The sequence below is a fragment of the Actinoplanes derwentensis genome (genome assembly GCF_900104725.1).
GTDB classification, from domain to species: domain Bacteria; phylum Actinomycetota; class Actinomycetes; order Mycobacteriales; family Micromonosporaceae; genus Actinoplanes; species Actinoplanes derwentensis.
In genome coordinates, this window is record NZ_LT629758.1 from 7,293,531 (window position 1) to 7,308,863 (window position 15,333).

The following is a 15,333-nucleotide window of genomic DNA, read 5'->3' on the forward strand; positions in this document are numbered from 1 at the left end:
TCGGTGGGATGAAGACGCAGTACTACACCGCGACCACGATCGACGGCTTCATCGCCGACGAGGACAACTCGCTGGACTGGCTCTTCGAGGTCGAGGACCGGGGCGAGAGCCCGTTCGGTGAGTTCTTCGCCGGGGTCGGCGCGTTCGCCATGGGCGCCACCACCTACGAGTGGATCCTCAGCCACGAGAAGGCCCGGGAGGACCCGTCCGCCTGGCTCGGGCCCTACGGAGACACCCCTGCTTGGATCTTCACGCACCGCGAGCTGCCGGTCGTTCCAGGCGCAGACCTCCATTTCGTACGAGGTGAGGTCGGTCCCGTCCATGCCGCGATGACTCGGGCGGCCGCCGGGAAGAACGTCTGGCTGGTCGGCGGCGGTGATCTGGTCGGCCAGTTCGCCGACGCGGGCCTGCTCGACGAGGTGATCCTCGGGGTCGCCCCGGTCACGCTGGGGGCCGGAGCGCCAGTTCTCCCCCGCCGCCTCCCGTCGTCACGTCTGACGCTGACGAGCGCTCGGCCGGTCGGCCCGTTCGCCTATCTGACCTACGACGTCAGCCCGCCGTCCTGAGCCACGCCGATGATCCGGGATGGGAGAGCCGATCCCACCGGACCCGCTGGTGGAGTACGGTGTGGGACCTCCCGATCCCGCCAGTCCGGTGGCGGTGGCGGGCCGGGTGCGGCAACGCCCGGCCCGCCACCGACACCCCGGTCGACACCCGGTCCGTCGCCCCGGATGGCATGACGATGACCGTCCTGATCGATCCGCCCTTTTTGTCGGCTCGGTCGTGGCATCGTGTTGGTCATGGCGAAAACGCAGTACTACACCGCCACCAGCATCGACGGCTTCACCGCCGACGAGAACAACTCGCTGGACTGGCTCTTCGAGGTCGACGAGGGCACCGAGAATCCGTTCGGTGAGTTCTTCGAGGGCATCGGCGCGTTCGCCATGGGCGCGACCACCTACGAGTGGGTTCTCGAGCACGACAACCTGCTGGAGGAGCCGGAGAACTGGCACGACATGTACGGCGACGTACCGTGCTGGGTCTTCACCCACCGCGACCTGCCCCCGGTCCCGGACGCCAACGTTTTCATGATCAGCGGCGATGTCAGCCGGGTGCATGACGCGATGATGGTCGCCGCCCAGGGCAAGAACGTGTGGCTGGCCGGCGGCGGCAACCTGGTGAGTCAGTTCGTGGCCCAGGGCCTGCTCGACGAGATCATCCTCGGGATCGCCCCGACCATCCTGGGCGAGGGCGTCCCGATGATGCGCCGCCGACTCCTGGTCGACGACTTGATCCTGACCAACGCACGGGCGGTGGGCCAGTTCGCCTACCTGACCTACGCCGTCGGTGACGTGGCGCGCCTGGGCCGCCACCTGGCCGCCGAGACGGTTGCCCGAATCCCGGTGATCCGCTGATCAGAACAGGTCCTGAGGGCGGGCCATCTCGATCTCCGTCGCCAGCTCGGGCGGGGCGCTCAGCACCATCACCTGCCCGCGCCGCGCCAGCAGGACCTGTTTCAGCCCGACCACGATGTCACCGATGCGGGCCGCGCTGAGTCGGCCGGGCAGGACCGCGTGCACCACTCCGGCGCCGGCCGAGCCCCGCACGTCGACCGACTCACCGACGGCGTCGCGCAGCACGTAACCCATCGCGTGCAGGTCACGGGACCGGACTCGAAGGCGCAGCACCACATCGGACCGGTCGAACGGATACTGCCCCCACCACGCCGGTGCGGTGTCCCGGATCAGGGCGCGTGGCCCGAGCTGGCGGGCGAGCCGCCCGGCGCTGACCGCGACCCAGGCGGCGGAGCCCTCCAGCAGCAGGGCCAGGGCGCCGGCGCCACTGCCGGGCAGATCCATCTCGACGCCGCTGAGCGCGAACTCCTGCGCCACCACCTCGTTGACCACCTCACCGGCCTCGGTCGGGGTGGTCACCGGCCGGACCACCCAGCGGCGGGCCTCGGGCAGGTCCTCGACGGGCAGCAGGGCTGAGGTGATCACTCCACTGCCACCCTCCCAGCTGTCGGTGGCGACCGGTTGACCGGAGACGTCCACGAGATCGACGCGGAGCGCCTGCCCGGCGGGTGGGCCGAACCGGTGGCGCAGCGGCCCGGCCTCGTTGAGGGCGAGCACCCCGCCGACGGTGGCGCCGGGCGACGGCGGGTCGAGGGTGAGGCGTTTGCCGTGCCGGGCGAGGGCGGCCTGAGCCGCTGTGACGGAGGTGCCGGCGGCGAGGACCGCGGTGGAGCCGTCGTGACCCCACAGGCCGTCGAGACGCACGGTGTCGATCAGCAGGTCGTGACTCTGCGGACTCGCACCCCAATGGAATTTACTGCCGGATCCCCGCGCGCGGACCCGCAGGCCGTGACCGGCGGCGAGGTGCAGGAGCGCGGCGACCGAACCCGGGGTGGCCGGAGCGGCGACCCAGCCTGGTGACGCGGCGCGCGCGGATCCCGGACCACAGATCTCGACGAGCTCAGCAAGAACCGAACCGCTCACGTCAGTAGCCCCCTGGCGACGCAAGAGATGAAAGATCGTCCACTCTGGCATATCGTACACATGTTCGAATGACCGAGGTTCGTGTGTCTGTGAAATTCGGGTTGTAACGTGTTTCGGGTGACGATTGAAGGCCCACCCACCGCTCGCCAGGCGCCCACCGAGCGCACTTTCCACGGCGACACTGTCACCGACGAGTTCGCCTGGCTGATGACCAAGGACGACCCGGCGACCATCGCCCATCTGGAGGCGGAGAACGCCTGGACAGACCAGGCGACAGCGCATCTGGAGGGCCTGCGCGAGACTGTCTTCCAGGAGATCAAGGCTCGCACTCAGGAGACCGACCTGTCCGTGCCGACCCGCAAGGGCGGCTTCTGGTATTACACCCGGACCGAGGAGGGCAAGCAGTACGGGATTCATTGCCGCGTCCCGGTCGCCCCCGGTGAGACGGCCCCGCCGATGGCTGCCGACAAGCCCGGTGAGCAGGTGATCCTCGACGGCAACGAACTGGCCGAGGGGCATGACTTCTTCGCGCTCGGCACCTTCGACGTGAGCCCGGACGGCAACTGGCTGGCCTATTCGACCGACTTCGACGGCGACGAGCGGTTCACGCTGCGGGTGCGCAACCTGGCGACCGGCGAGGTGCTGGCCGACGAGGTGACCGACGTCTTCTACGGCAGTGCCTGGTCGTCGGACAACAGCACCCTCTTCTACATCACCGTCGACGACGCGTGGCGGCCGCACCGCGTGTGGCGGCACACGGTCGGCACCACCGAGAACACGCTGGTCCTGGAGGAGCCGGACGAGCGCTTCTGGGTGGGCATCGACCTGACCCGCAGTGAGAAATTCCTGGTCATCGACGTGCAGAGCAAGATCACCTCGGAAGTGCGGGTGATCCCGGCCGACCGGCCGACCGCCGAGCCGGCGCTGATCACCGAGCGTCGCCAGGGCGTCGAATACTCGGTGGAGCATCACGGCCACCGATTCCTGATCCTGCACAACCACCAGGCCGAGGACTTCGCGCTCTCCTGGACCTCGGTGGACCACCCCGGCGAGTGGATCGAGATGATCCCGCACCAGCCGGGTGTCCGGCTGGAGTCGGTGGACGCGTTCGCCCGCCACCTGGTGGTCTCGCTGCGGCGCGACGGCCTGACCGGCCTGCGGGTGCTCATCGACGGCAGCACGGCGGCGCACGACGTCGAGTTCCCGGAGCCGCTCTACAGCGTCGGCCTGGGCGGCAACCCGGAGTACGACACGTCCTCGGTCCGGCTGTCGTACACGTCGCTGCTCACCCCCGACTCGGTCTACGACATGGACCTGAACACCCGGGTAATGACGCTGCGTAAGCAGAAACCGGTGCTGGGCGGTTACCAGCCGGACGACTACGAGCAGTTCCGCGAGTGGGCGACGGCCGGCGACGGCACCCGGATCCCGATCTCGATCGTGGCCCGCAAGGGTGTCCAACGGGACGGCTCGGCACCGGCGCTGATCTACGGTTACGGCTCCTACGAGCACTCGGTCGACCCGTACTTCTCGATCGCCCGGCTGTCCCTGCTGGACCGTGGTGTCGTCTTCGCGATCGCGCACGTGCGCGGCGGCGGCGAGATGGGCCGGCAGTGGTACGAGCAGGGCAAGATGCTCACCAAGCGCAACACGTTCACCGACTTCGTCGCGGCCGCCGAGGCCCTGGTCCGCACCCGCTGGACGTCGGCGTCGCGGCTGGTGGCCCGCGGCGGTTCGGCCGGTGGCCTGCTGATGGGCGCGATCGCCAACCTGGCGCCGGAGGCGTTCGCCGGGATCCTGGCCGAGGTCCCGTTCGTCGACCCGCTGACCTCGATCCTCGACCCGTCCCTGCCGCTGACGGTCACCGAGTGGGAGGAGTGGGGCAACCCGCTCGACTCGGCCGAGGTCTACGCGTACATGAAGTCCTACAGCCCGTATGAGAACGTCGCCAAGCTGGTCTACCCCAAGATCCTCGCGGTGACCAGCCTCAACGACACTCGCGTGCTCTACCACGAGCCGGCCAAATGGATCGCCCGGCTGCGGTCGACCGCCCCGGACGGCACCTACCTGCTCAAGACCGAGATGGGCGCCGGTCACGCCGGCCCGAGCGGCCGCTACGACGCCTGGAAGGAAGAGGCCTTCAACCTGGCGTGGGCGCTGGACGTGATCGGCGCGGTCTAAGGCAAGACCCTTTTCCGGTACGAGTAGGTAAAGCACCGCGATCAACCTGCGACGCGGGCGAGACACCGGGCCGTCGCGCCCGCATCCGGGCGGATGCGGGCGCAAGGCTTCAGGCGACCCGGATCTCCTCCGCGGCGACACTGCCCCGCAGCACCAGCGCCCCCACCCCGGCCACCAGCAGCACGGCCAGCAGACCACCGCCGCTGAGCAGGGCCAACTGCTCCCACGGCACCGGAACACCGATGATCACCACCGGATCCACCGTCCGTACGCAGTCCCCCGGCCCGGCACACGTCTCCACCGCGCCGCCACCCACCGACACCTCGGAGTAGACCGACCGCGTCAGCAGCAGCCCTGAGCCGACCGCCAGGACGAACGCCGGGATCAGCGGCGTCACGGTCTGCCACAGCAGCGAGCCGGCCAGGGTCCGGCCGGGGGTGCCGGCCGCGGTCAGCGCGGCGAAGGTGCGCCGCCGGGCCATGATGCTCTCGGCCAGCGCGACCAGCATCCCGGCCGCCGACACGGCCACTCCGACCCCGACCGCCAGCAGCACCAGCCGTACCGCCCCGACATAGAATTCCGACATCTCGGCCGGTGGCTGCGGGTAACCCATCATCGTGTTCAACCTGTTCTCGGCCCGCGCCTGGGTCTGGAAGTAGGCGTGGTAACCGGCCGCGATCCCGCCGATCACCGCGGCTCCGAGCAGCGCGCTCATGGTTCGGCTGCCGTTCCACGGATCGGCTGTCATCCGCCGCCCGGCCAGCAGGGTCGTCGGCCCGCGCCCGAACCGGTGCAGCAGGCGGCCCGCCGTGTGGGAGATCCACCCGGTGCCGAGCACCACCCCGGCCATCACCAGAACCACCCCGCTCAGCAGGGACACACCGACGGCCGTGTCCGGTACGTCGAACCGGTCCTCGATCCACAGTGCCAGGTTGACCAGGCCTATCCCGACCAGGACGGCAGCACCCGGCCAGGGGCGCGGCCCACGCTTCCGCTCGTGCCGGACCACCCCGAACGGGGTCATCACCACACCACGCATCAGGAGCACCCCGATCGCCCCGGCCAGCACCGGCACCACCGCGACCGTCATCGCCATCAGCACCGGCGAGGGCAGTACGTCGGTCGGCAACGGCAGGGTCCCGTCCGGACCCGGATCGTGCAGCAGCCGCCGGATCCCGAGGTAGACGCCGAGACCGGCGAGCGACCCGAGAAGGCTCGACACCACCGTCTCGGCGACGGCGATCAGCACCGCCTGCCCCGGAGTGGCACCGGCGAGACGGATAGCGGCCAGCCGACGGTCCCGGGCCGGCGCACCGAGCCGGCCGCACTGCCCGGCCAGGGCCAGTACCGGCAGGGTCAGCAGAAGAAGCGCCAGAACCACCCCGGGACGCAGACCGGCCTCCTGGAGCAGCGGGCTCGTGTACTGCTCGACACCGGGGGCCATCGTCGAGTTCCCGTCGCCGTCGATCACCCACTCACCACCGCGGATCGACGCGACCGTGGCGGCGGCGAGCAGAGTCGCGGTGGCGAGCGCCGCACTGGCTCCGGTCAGCAGGGTACGCAGCGTGTCGGTACGGCCGCCGGCCAGGCTGAGCCGCACCAGGATGCCCGCTCTCACCGCACACCCACACCGAGGCCGGTCGGGTCGACGGCACCGTCCCGCAGCACGATCTCCCGGTCCGCGTACGCCGCCACGGTCGCCTCGTGCGTCACCAGCATCACCGCTGTGCCGTGGTCGCGCACCGTGTTGATGATCGCGGCCAGCACCTGCTCGCCGCTGAGCTGGTCCAGCGCCCCGGTCGGCTCGTCGGCGAAGAGCACCCTCGGCTCGGTGATCATGGCGCGGGCCACCGCACAGCGCTGCTGCTGCCCGCCTGACATGGCGCCCGGCTGTTTGTCGGCCATGTCGGCCACCCCGAGCCGATCCAGCCAGGACAGTGCCGCGGCCCGCGCCGGCCGCCGCCCGGTGCCACCGAGAAGCAGGGGCAGCGCGACGTTCTCCGCGGCGGTCAGTTCTGGCACGAGCTGGCCGAACTGGAAGAGCACCCCGAACTCGGTACGCCGCAACCGCGACCGTCCGGCCTCGGACCACAGTCCGATGTCCTGTTCGCGGTAGACGACAGTGCCCCGGTCGAGGGGCATGATCCCGGCCAGGCAGTGCAGTAGCGTCGATTTCCCGCAGCCGCTCGGCCCGGTCACCGCGACGATCTCGCCCGGTGCGATCGCGACGTCGACACCGCGAAGTGCCGGTGTCACGCCGTAGTTCTTGGTCATCCCTGTGCCGCTGAGCAGAGGAACCGTCATGACGTCACTTCCTTGTGTAGCTCGGCGACCCGTTCCATGGTGGTTCTGAGCCACCGCAGGTCGGCATCGAGATGCCCGATGGCGTAGTCGGCGGCGATGACGTCACCGACCGAGGCTCCGGGCGAGGTCTTGACCGCGGTCAGCTCCCGCATCCGGGCGACGTGGGCGGTCCGCTGCGCGGTCAGGTAGTGCCGGGCCCGGTCGGCGTCGGCCGCCACCAGCGCGACGACCACCTTGCTGAACAGCACACTGCTCAGGTGCGGGGCGGGCGGCTCCACCTCGGCCAGCCAGTGATCGAGCCGCTCCCGGCCGGAGACGGTGAGCGAAAACGTCGTACGCTCCGGGCCACTCTCCCGCTCTTGACCGGACTGCTCGACGAAGCCGTCCCGCTCCAGCCGCCCGAGAGTGGCGTAGACCTGGCCGAACGCCAGTGGTTTGGCCTGTGGAAGCCGCTCGTCGTGGACCCGTTTGAGGTCGTAACCATGCCGCGGACCGGCGGCGAGCAACCCCAGCAACACATGCGCCGTGGACATGGCCGCTACTATTCACTCAGTGAATAGCTGCCGTCAAGCCATCGATGAGCGACACCGGCGCGAACCGGATGCGATCAGAGGGTGCGGCGGACGGCGACCACGGCGATGTCGTCAGCCTGGTCGCCGGTGCCGGACAGCCGGGTGTGCAGGCGGCGGCAGAACGCGTTCAGGTCCGGCTCCACCTCGGCGGCGCAGGCGGCCAGGGCTTGCAGGCCCTCGTCGATGTCGGCGTCGCGGCGTTCGATCAGGCCGTCGGTGTAGAGGATCAGGGTTCCGCCAGGTGGTAGGACGAACTCCACCTCGGCCCGGCGTGGTGCGGTGATGCCGAGCAGGGCGCCGCGCGGTTCCAGGAAACGCACCTTGCCGTCGGCGTGCACCAGCGGGGGCAGGTGGCCGGCCGACGCCATCCGGATGCGGCCGGTCGCCGGGTCCAGGGTCAACAGGCACACGGTCGCCGACTCGGTCGGCAGCACCGCCCGCATGAAACGGTTGACCAGTTCCAGGACCTCGCCCGGCGAATGGCCTTCGATGGCGTAGGCGCGGACCGCGTGCCGGATCTCCGCCATCACCGTCGCCGCGTGCAGCGAGTGGCCGGCCACGTCCCCGATCGCCACCAGGAGCTGGTCGCCGACTTCGGTCAGTTCGTAGAAGTCGCCGCCCACCTCGGTCTGCGCGCCGGCCGGTTCGTAGAGCACGCCCATGTTCAGTCCGGGCACTTCGGGCAGGCGGGACTGCAGCAGGCTGCGCTGCAGGGTGACCGCGACCCGGTGCTCGTCGTCGTAGGAACGCTGTGCTTCGACGGCCGCCCCGACCGCCTGGGAGAGCTGCCGCAGCACCGGGAATCCGGGGGTCTGCGACCGGCCCGGCACGGCGACGTAGACCGGCGGCCGGTCGACCCGGAGCCGGGCCGCCGCGACCGCGACGACCGTCTCGTCGACGGGCCAGTCGATGACGTCCCAGTCGGCCGGCTCGTCACTGCGCACCAGTGAACCGACGGTGACCGGAGGCCCGGAGACCGCCCACCGGCGTACGGTGACCGGGCTGGTGTCCTCGACGACCGTCGCGGCCAGGCTCTCGCCTTCGGAGGTCTCCGCGACCACCGCCACCGGCACGCCGAAGATCGCCCGGGCGCCCTCGGCCGCCGCTGTCAGCAGGGCCGGCAGGGCGGGGGCCGAGTTGATCGCCAGGGTGGCCTCGGCGAGTTTGACCATCCGCTCGGCGAGCAGTTCGGCCCGCCGACGGGCCCGGTAGTAGCGGAGCACCGCCTGGACGGTGGCGATCAGCTCGTCCGGTTCGATCGGTTCGACCAGGTACGCGTCGGCACCCCGGTTGAGTCCCTGCGCACGATCGACCACGTCCACGGCATGGGCGGACACGTGGATCACCGGCAGTACCCCGTACCGGGAATCGGTCTTGATCCTCTCGCAGACCTCGAACCCGTTCATGTCGGGCAGCTTCACGTCCAGGACGACCAGGTCGACCTCGAGTTCGAGCAGGCGGTCCAGGGCCTCGCCGCCGGTCTCCGCCTCGTGCACCGTGAAACCGGCCCGGCTGAGCCAGCTCACCAGCAGGTACCGCTTGGTCGCACTGTCGTCGACGACGAGGAGGGTGGCCGGAGTCCGCGGATCGATCATGACGTGATCGGCAGACGCAGGGTGAAGGTGCTGCCCGCGCCGGGTGTGGAGTCGACTCGCAGGGCACCGCCGAGGATGCCGGCCAGCCGCCGGGCGTAGGGCAGGCCGAGGCCGGTGCCCCGACCGCTCACCGGTTTGCTGCCGGGCACCTGATAGAACTCCTCGAAGACGCGTTCGTGCAGCTCGGGCGGGATGCCGAAGCCGGTGTCCGCGACCACGAACTCGGCGTCGCCGCTGACCGGCCGCACGCTGAGCCGCACTGAGCCGGACTCGGTGAACTTGATCGCGTTGGTGAGCAGGTTGCGCAGGATCTGGGCGAGCAGCACCTCATCGGACCGGAACACCGGCAGCCCCGGTTCCTCCACCACGAAGTCCACCTCGGGACGGGTCGCGAGCGGCCGCAGCGTGCCGCGCAGCTGCCCGAACATCGCTTTGAGGTCCACCTCGGCCCAGGTCGGCTCGATCCGCCCGGCCTCCGCCTTGGCCAGGTCCAGCAGTCCATTGACCAGGGTCAATAGATCGCTCGCTGAGGTACGGATGAGTTCCACCTGCCGGTCCTGCTCGGAGGTGAGGTCATCGGAGCCGGAGTCGGTCAGCAGCCGGCCGAGCCCGATGATGGCGGTGACCGGGGCCCGCAGCTCGTGGCTGACGTTGGCCAGGAACCGGCTCTTCGCCTCGCTGGCGGCCCGCAGTTGCGCTGACTTGTCGTCGAGTTCGGCGTAGAGCGCGACCACACCCCGGTTGGTCTCCTCCAGCTCTTCGGAGAGCTGGTTGTAGAGAGCCATCACACCGCGGTTGGTCTCTTCGAGTTCGTCGTTGAGGCGGGCCAGCTCGTCGCGTTGCGCCCGCACCTCGTCGAGCGCGAGGATGAGCTGCTGGTTCTGCACCGCGAGCTCGTCCAGTGGGGTGCTCGGCACGTGCTGGGCCAGTCCGGCGCGTATCTCGTCCATGCGAGCCCGGGTCAGCCGAGCAGCCCCGACAGGCAACCGCCGGGACATCCGGACAATCGTTGCAGTCCCATCATCGTCGACCTCCATCGTGTCGACCAGGCGGCCGACTTGCTGCAACTTCCCAGCAAGTTGACTGGCCTGCCCGGTCACCGGGTACGTCATCGTTACGCTGAGCGAAGTTACCCCGTTCGGATCGACCGCGAACGTGACGTCGGTTTCCCGGCCCCCGGCGAGCAGCACCCGGCACACCTCACTGAGCGCAGTCGCCACCCGAGTCTGATCCTGTGCCTCCAGGCCGAGCGAACGAGCTACCTCCCGGCCCAGCTGACGCACCACGAAGATGTCCTGCTCGACCCGCAGGCGCATGCGCATCAGCGGTTCGGCGGTCATGAGAACGCGGTCATCAGAATCGGGCCACCAGCACACCGGCGTCGTCCCGGCGGGTCCCCGCGTCGCGCAGCACGGTCCCGGCGATCACCTCGGGGCCATGGCTGAGCAGGCCCGGATAGTCGCCCAGGTTCCACCGCTCGACCAGACCGTCACTGTGCATCACCACGGTCGCGCCCGGGAGCAGCGTGTAGTCGTACTCCCGCACCTGGCGCCGTTGATGTCCGGCGATGCCGGGCATCGAGACCATGCCCCGGCGGCTGCCGTCCGGCCCCAGCACGACTCCGGAGATGTTCCCGAGGCCCGCGTAGCGGACCACCCCGGCTTGCGGATCCGGTTCGGCGACGGCGAGTGCGGCGCCACGTGTGTGATTCAGGGCGCGGTGCAGGATCTCGACGATCTGAGCGGGCGGTACGGCCGGTGCGTCGCGGAACACCCGGACCGCCTCGTGCGAGGCCGCCGCGGCCAGCCCGCCGTGACCGAGCCCGTCGCAGAGCAACATCTGCCGCCGACCGTCGACCTCGCGGACCGCCCACGCGTCCCCACAGGCCGTCTCGCCGGTGATCGGCCGGGTCAGCCCCGCTCCCCACACCGGTTCGGGCGCGGCGGCCGGCCACACCTGCACGGCCATCACGGTGCCCTTGCCCGGCACCGAGTGCAGGTCCCACCGGCTGGCCTGGCGCACGATCGCCCCGAGCCCGATCCCGAGGGTCCCGGCGGTGGAGTGCCCGTCGCCGATGGACCGCTGCACGTCAGCCATCCCGGGACCGCTGTCGATCATGATCAGTTCGACGCCGGCCTGGTCGGCGGCGCGCACCGTTCGTACCAGAATGCCGCCTTGATCTGCGTGTTTGACCAGGTTGCCGGCTGCCTCGGTGGCGACTATCGCCAGGTCCGCGATCCGCCTGTCGGGCATCGCCAGCTCGGCCGCGAGGTGTTCGGAGGCACGACGGACAGCAGAGGCCGACCCGGCTTCCTCCACCCGGAACCAGACCCCACCATCAAGGAGCCCTTCGGGTACGGACGCCACTGCGCCTCCACTCATCGGCACCACTTGACGATCGTAATGGTCGTTCCCTTACCCGGTTCGGTATCGATGTCGAACTCGTCGACCAGGCGACGTGCGCCACTGAGCCCGAGACCGAGGCCACCGCCGGTGGTGTACCCATCGGTGAGGGCCAGACCCAGGTCGACGATGCCGGGGCCCTGGTCGGCGAAGACGATCCGAATGCCGGCCCGGCGATCGTTGTGCACGAGAGCCACCTCGACCTCGCCGCCACCACCGTAGACCAGCGTGTTCCGGGCCAGCTCACTCGCCGCAGTGACGATCTTCGTCTGATCCACCAGGGACAGCTTCACCGCCACCGCGACGGTCCGCACCGCCTGCCGGACCCGGACCACGTCCCGATCGCTCTCGACCGGGAGGCGCTGGCTCTCGTCGCTCACGACCTGATTACCGCTGACTGATCGGGCTCGCCCTCGTCCTCGTCGTCCTCGTCGTCGAGCAGAACGTCGCGCTCTCGGGTGCCGAGCATCGCGATGCCCAGTTCGACGTTGAGCGCCGTCCGGATGCCGGGCAGCGACAGCCCCAGCTCGACCAGGGTGATCGCCACCGCCGGGCGCATGCCGACCACCACGGTCTCGGCGTCCAGCACCCGGGAGACCGAGGCGATGGTGGCGAGTGTCCGGCCCACGAACGAATCGACGATGTCGAGCGCGCTGATGTCGATGATCACGCCATGCGTGCTGGTCGCGACGATCTTGTCAGCGAGATCCTCCTGCAACTGCAGGGCGACCTGGTCCTCCATGTCGATCTGGATGGAGACCAGCAGGATGTCACCGATCTTCAGAACCGGGACGCGCTCCACGTCAGCGGCCCGCCCGCTTGTTCTTGCTGATCACATGGCGCAACGCGTCGGCCAGGGACGCCTTGGTCGCGATGTCACCGAACTCGATGCCGAGCGCGACGATGGTCTGTGCGATCTGCGGGCGGATGCCGGAGATGATGCAGTCGGCGCCCATCAGGCGAGCGGCCACCACGGTCTTGAGGATGTGCTGGGCGACCTGGGTGTCGACCGCTGGCACACCGGTGATGTCGATGATCGCGTACGGCGAGCCGGTGTCCACCAGGGTCTGCAGCAGGCGCTCCATCACCACCTGGGCGCGGGCCGAGTCGAGGGTGCCGACCAGCGGGACGGCCACCACGCCCTCCCACAGCTTGACCACCGGGGTGGAGAGCTCGAGCAGCTGCTCGGCCTGGTCGGCGATGAGCGACTCGCGGACCTTGACGTAGCTGTCGAAGGTGAACAGCGCGGCCTGATCGACGAAGTTGGAGAAGGCTACATAGTCACGCAGGACGGCGACGTCACCCTGGTCACCGAGGACCTCCAGCGTCGCCTCCTTGAGGGCGTAGACGCTGACCGCGGTCTCGGTGGCGGTGAAGCCCTGCCGGGCCCGGTTGGTGGACAGCTCACTGAGCTGGGCCCGCAATTCGTCGGCGGCCCGGTCGCTCACGTTGGTGGCACCGGCCGCGAACGCCTGCTGGAAGGCGCGCTGTAGATCGGCGGTCTGCCTCCGTAACTCGGCACTGCTCAGACGGCCCCGCAGACCCGCGCCGACCAGCTCGGTCCAGCGGGCCGCCATCGGCTCCGCATGGTCCGACAGCAGGTGGGCGAAGCGATTCGCCTCGTCCTGACTCAGCGACATCGCTGCTCCTCCAACCGCACGATCGTTCACAACGGCCGGACTTTACCATCAGGGGGTTCATTAGTTGCTGTAAGTCAAATAACGGACGCGGCTCAAAGGCCCGTCCCGTTCTGCGCGCCACCGGGTGTGTGGAGTACCGTGCAGCAATAACTGGAGGTCGGCGAATGTCCCTGACGGTACAAACGGAACAGCGCGACGACATGGTGGTCGTGTCGGTCGCGGGCGAGCTCGACATGGCTACCGCCCCCCAGCTGCAGGATCAGATCAGTGACCTGCTGGAGAAGGGCCGGACCCGCCTGGTCTTCGACCTCGCTGAGGTGTCCTTCTGCGACTCGACCGGTCTCTCGGTCTTCGTGCGCGCGAAGAACAGCACTGACGACGCCGGCGGCACGGTCCGCCTGGCCGCACCGCAGCGAGGGGTGCTCCGCATCCTTGAAGTGAGCGGTCTCGTCGAGGTGCTGCACACCTACCCGACGGTGGACGAGGCGGTCGCCGCCGAGGAGCCTGCCCTCGACTGAGGCACCGGTCGGCGTAGTTTGTCGTCGACCGGTGACGGGCACCTCCGTCGCCGGACCTTTCATATCCGGCCCTCGGGAGTGCCCGTGAAACAGATGTTCCAAGGCTTCAAAGACTTCATCATGCGCGGCAACGTCGTCGACCTAGCGGTCGGCGTCGTGATCGGTACTGCCTTCACCGCGGTCGTCACCAGCTTCACCAAGTCGTTCCTCGAGCCGCTGATCAAGTGGATCTCCGGCGGCACCGGTGCGCTCGCTGGTTCACTCTCACCCGCCAAGGGCATCGAGTTCACCTACGCAGCGTTCATCAACACCCTGATCACCTTCCTGATGACCGCCGCGGTCCTCTACTTCTTCGTCGTGATGCCGCTGAACCGGCTGGCCGAGCGTCGCCGCCGTGGCGAAGAGCCGCCGCCGAAGGCCCCCAGCGAAGAGGTCCAGCTGCTCACCGAGATCCGCGACCTGCTGCTGGCCCAGAACCAGACCGGCGGCCAGATTCCCGGACAGGCCCCCGGCCAGGTCTACCGCAGCGACCCGCCGAGCTAAAAAAGATCCGCCCTCCCGGCACCGTTCGAACACATGTTCGATACAGTGCCGGGATGGAGCAGCGTAAGCACTGGTGGAACGGCAAGTGGGGCCGAATAGCCCGCAAGGACGTCTACTTACGGACAAGCGGCGACCAGTGGTATGTCGAGCAGCGCGCCGGTGGTTCCGACGGCGCCTCACACTTCTTCGAGTACGACAGCGAGGACGCCGCCCTCGACATGGTCCGCTCCCTGCTGGCCGGTCCCGACGAGTGGCGTGAGCTGTCGGTCCGCCCGTCCCAGCGATGACGTCTCAGGCGGCCCGGTCGTCTTCGCGAAGCCGGGCGGTCAGCGGGCCCAGCGGCGGCAGCAGGCGCAACCCCGGCCGCGCCTCGACCTCCTCGGCCTCGGCGACCTCGGCGCTGTCGAATCGCGCCCGCCAGCCCGCGCTCACCCGGGCACCGGGCGGCGCACCGGACCCGCCGACACCCCGGGCCAGCGCCACCACCAGCAGGTACCCCACGAACACGAAGCCGTGGCCGACGAGCCGCCCGACATCGACCCGGCCGCCGGTGAGGTCGGTGACCGAGATCAGCAGCAGCATCGCCACGAAGGCGGTCAGCATCGGCACCAGCCCGGTCGGCCGGTTGCGGCGCAACCCGATGAAGAGGTAACCGGCGCCGACCGCGACGTTCCACGCCGCCGACTCGTGCCAGAGATGCCCCTGGGTCGCACCCAGCCCGTTGTGCGCATGCCCGGCACTCACCCCGCCGCCGACCTGGGTCAGGCCCAGGATCAACTGCACCGCCCCGACCAGGGCCAGAGCCAGGTAGAGCAGGGCCGCCACCGGAATCCGCCGGCGCCGCGGTGCAGGCGGCAGCGCGGCCAGGATCGCGGCGCTGAGGTCCGGCACCTCGGGCACCGGGGCGGTCAGCGTCAGCCGGTTCACCGCGGCGGCCCGGTCCAGCCACTCCCGGCAGCCGGCGCACCCGTCCAGGTGTTCGTCGACCAGGGGGCGCAGTATCGGGTCGTCCTCGCCGTCCAGCTGCGCGGAGAGCATCTCGCGCCACCGCTCACATGCCATGTACCGATAGTCGCCCG

Annotated in this window: 17 protein-coding genes; 6 read left to right on the forward strand and 11 right to left on the reverse strand. The window is 69.6% G+C overall.

The window, feature by feature from the left end; translation table 11 throughout:
* The first annotated feature begins 8 nt into the window (after positions 1-8).
* Positions 9-566 (forward strand): dihydrofolate reductase family protein, encoded by a 558-nt coding sequence (locus tag BLU81_RS32125; protein ID WP_092549744.1) that lies wholly within the window; start codon positions 9-11, stop codon positions 564-566.
* Positions 567-800: 234 nt separating this feature from the next.
* Complete coding sequence (locus tag BLU81_RS32130) at positions 801-1,415, forward strand: dihydrofolate reductase family protein (RefSeq protein ID WP_092557937.1); 615 nt, start codon at positions 801-803, stop codon at positions 1,413-1,415.
* On the opposite strand, the gene BLU81_RS32135 is transcribed toward BLU81_RS32130, so the two are convergent.
* Positions 1,416-2,498 (reverse strand): FAD-binding oxidoreductase, encoded by a 1,083-nt coding sequence (locus BLU81_RS32135; protein WP_092549747.1) that lies wholly within the window; start codon positions 2,496-2,498, stop codon positions 1,416-1,418.
* 117 nt (positions 2,499-2,615) lie between these two features.
* On the opposite strand from BLU81_RS32135, the gene BLU81_RS32140 reads away from it, so the two are divergent.
* Complete coding sequence (locus BLU81_RS32140; protein WP_092549750.1) at positions 2,616-4,679, forward strand: S9 family peptidase; 2,064 nt, start codon at positions 2,616-2,618, stop codon at positions 4,677-4,679.
* A 109-nt stretch (positions 4,680-4,788) separates the two neighbouring features.
* On the opposite strand, the gene BLU81_RS32145 is transcribed toward BLU81_RS32140, so the two are convergent.
* The 9 genes from BLU81_RS32145 to BLU81_RS32185 all read right to left on the reverse strand — a co-directional run bounded on the left by BLU81_RS32145 (position 4,789) and on the right by BLU81_RS32185 (position 13,193).
* The gene (locus tag BLU81_RS32145; RefSeq protein ID WP_092549753.1) at positions 4,789-6,297 is read right to left on the reverse strand and encodes an FtsX-like permease family protein; all 1,509 of its coding nucleotides are present in this window, start codon (positions 6,295-6,297) and stop codon (positions 4,789-4,791) included.
* Complete coding sequence (locus tag BLU81_RS32150) at positions 6,294-6,983, reverse strand: ABC transporter ATP-binding protein (protein ID WP_092549756.1); 690 nt, start codon at positions 6,981-6,983, stop codon at positions 6,294-6,296. The genes BLU81_RS32145 and BLU81_RS32150 overlap by 4 nt, the downstream gene beginning before the upstream one ends.
* Positions 6,980-7,516 carry a PadR family transcriptional regulator gene (locus BLU81_RS32155; RefSeq protein ID WP_092549759.1) on the reverse strand — a complete coding sequence of 179 codons (537 nt, stop codon included), beginning with the start codon at positions 7,514-7,516 and terminating at the stop codon, positions 6,980-6,982. Before BLU81_RS32155 ends, BLU81_RS32150 begins: the two co-directional genes overlap by 4 nt.
* 74 nt (positions 7,517-7,590) lie before the next feature.
* On the reverse strand, positions 7,591-9,150 hold the full coding sequence (locus BLU81_RS32160; protein ID WP_092549762.1) for a fused response regulator/phosphatase: 1,560 nt from the start codon (positions 9,148-9,150) through the stop codon (positions 7,591-7,593).
* Positions 9,147-10,490 carry a sensor histidine kinase gene (locus BLU81_RS32165; protein WP_092549765.1) on the reverse strand — a complete coding sequence of 448 codons (1,344 nt, stop codon included), beginning with the start codon at positions 10,488-10,490 and terminating at the stop codon, positions 9,147-9,149. The genes BLU81_RS32160 and BLU81_RS32165 overlap by 4 nt, the downstream gene beginning before the upstream one ends.
* A gap of 13 nt (positions 10,491-10,503) precedes the next feature.
* Positions 10,504-11,532, reverse strand: coding sequence for an ATP-binding SpoIIE family protein phosphatase (locus BLU81_RS32170; protein ID WP_092557939.1), 1,029 nt, complete (start codon positions 11,530-11,532; stop codon positions 10,504-10,506).
* Entirely contained in the window at positions 11,529-11,933 is a 405-nt protein-coding gene (locus tag BLU81_RS32175) for an ATP-binding protein (protein ID WP_092549768.1), read from the reverse strand. Before BLU81_RS32175 ends, BLU81_RS32170 begins: the two co-directional genes overlap by 4 nt.
* Entirely contained in the window at positions 11,930-12,355 is a 426-nt protein-coding gene (locus BLU81_RS32180) for an STAS domain-containing protein (protein ID WP_092549771.1), read from the reverse strand. The genes BLU81_RS32175 and BLU81_RS32180 overlap by 4 nt, the downstream gene beginning before the upstream one ends.
* A 1-nt stretch (position 12,356) precedes the next feature.
* The gene (locus tag BLU81_RS32185; protein WP_092549774.1) at positions 12,357-13,193 is read right to left on the reverse strand and encodes an STAS domain-containing protein; all 837 of its coding nucleotides are present in this window, start codon (positions 13,191-13,193) and stop codon (positions 12,357-12,359) included.
* 164 nt (positions 13,194-13,357) lie between these two features.
* Between BLU81_RS32185 and BLU81_RS32190 the strand changes: the two genes are divergently transcribed.
* The 3 genes from BLU81_RS32190 (at position 13,358) to BLU81_RS32200 (ending at position 14,541) form a co-directional block, all read left to right on the forward strand.
* Complete coding sequence (locus BLU81_RS32190) at positions 13,358-13,711, forward strand: STAS domain-containing protein (protein ID WP_092549777.1); 354 nt, start codon at positions 13,358-13,360, stop codon at positions 13,709-13,711.
* A gap of 93 nt (positions 13,712-13,804) precedes the next feature.
* Positions 13,805-14,254, forward strand: a complete 450-nt coding sequence (gene mscL, locus BLU81_RS32195; RefSeq protein ID WP_092557941.1) for a large conductance mechanosensitive channel protein MscL — start codon at positions 13,805-13,807, stop codon at positions 14,252-14,254.
* Between the two features lie 53 nt (positions 14,255-14,307).
* Positions 14,308-14,541, forward strand: a complete 234-nt coding sequence (locus BLU81_RS32200) for a hypothetical protein (RefSeq protein ID WP_092549780.1) — start codon at positions 14,308-14,310, stop codon at positions 14,539-14,541.
* 4 nt (positions 14,542-14,545) lie between these two features.
* Here the strand turns inward: BLU81_RS32200 and BLU81_RS32205 are convergent, their stop codons facing one another.
* A complete protein-coding gene (locus BLU81_RS32205) occupies positions 14,546-15,316 on the reverse strand; it encodes a zf-HC2 domain-containing protein (protein WP_092549783.1) in 771 nt (256 codons plus the stop codon).
* Between the last annotated feature and the right edge of the window lie 17 nt (positions 15,317-15,333).

Bases quoted from the DNA above. Each gene is read 5' to 3' on its own strand.
- BLU81_RS32185 (WP_092549774.1), bottom strand. From the start codon at position 13,193: ATGTCGCTGAGTCAGGACGAGGCGAATCGCTTCGCCCACCTGCTGTCG.
- BLU81_RS32150 (WP_092549756.1), bottom strand. From the start codon at position 6,983: ATGACGGTTCCTCTGCTCAGCGGCACAGGGATGACCAAGAACTACGGC.
- BLU81_RS32200 (WP_092549780.1), top strand. From the start codon at position 14,308: ATGGAGCAGCGTAAGCACTGGTGGAACGGCAAGTGGGGCCGAATAGCC.
- BLU81_RS32160 (WP_092549762.1), bottom strand. From the start codon at position 9,150: ATGATCGATCCGCGGACTCCGGCCACCCTCCTCGTCGTCGACGACAGT.
- BLU81_RS32155 (WP_092549759.1), bottom strand. From the start codon at position 7,516: ATGTCCACGGCGCATGTGTTGCTGGGGTTGCTCGCCGCCGGTCCGCGG.
- BLU81_RS32125 (WP_092549744.1), top strand. From the start codon at position 9: ATGAAGACGCAGTACTACACCGCGACCACGATCGACGGCTTCATCGCC.
- mscL (WP_092557941.1), top strand. From the start codon at position 13,805: ATGTTCCAAGGCTTCAAAGACTTCATCATGCGCGGCAACGTCGTCGAC.
- BLU81_RS32130 (WP_092557937.1), top strand. From the start codon at position 801: ATGGCGAAAACGCAGTACTACACCGCCACCAGCATCGACGGCTTCACC.
- BLU81_RS32205 (WP_092549783.1), bottom strand. From the start codon at position 15,316: ATGGCATGTGAGCGGTGGCGCGAGATGCTCTCCGCGCAGCTGGACGGC.
- BLU81_RS32165 (WP_092549765.1), bottom strand. From the start codon at position 10,490: ATGACCGCCGAACCGCTGATGCGCATGCGCCTGCGGGTCGAGCAGGAC.
- BLU81_RS32190 (WP_092549777.1), top strand. From the start codon at position 13,358: ATGTCCCTGACGGTACAAACGGAACAGCGCGACGACATGGTGGTCGTG.
- BLU81_RS32170 (WP_092557939.1), bottom strand. From the start codon at position 11,532: ATGAGTGGAGGCGCAGTGGCGTCCGTACCCGAAGGGCTCCTTGATGGT.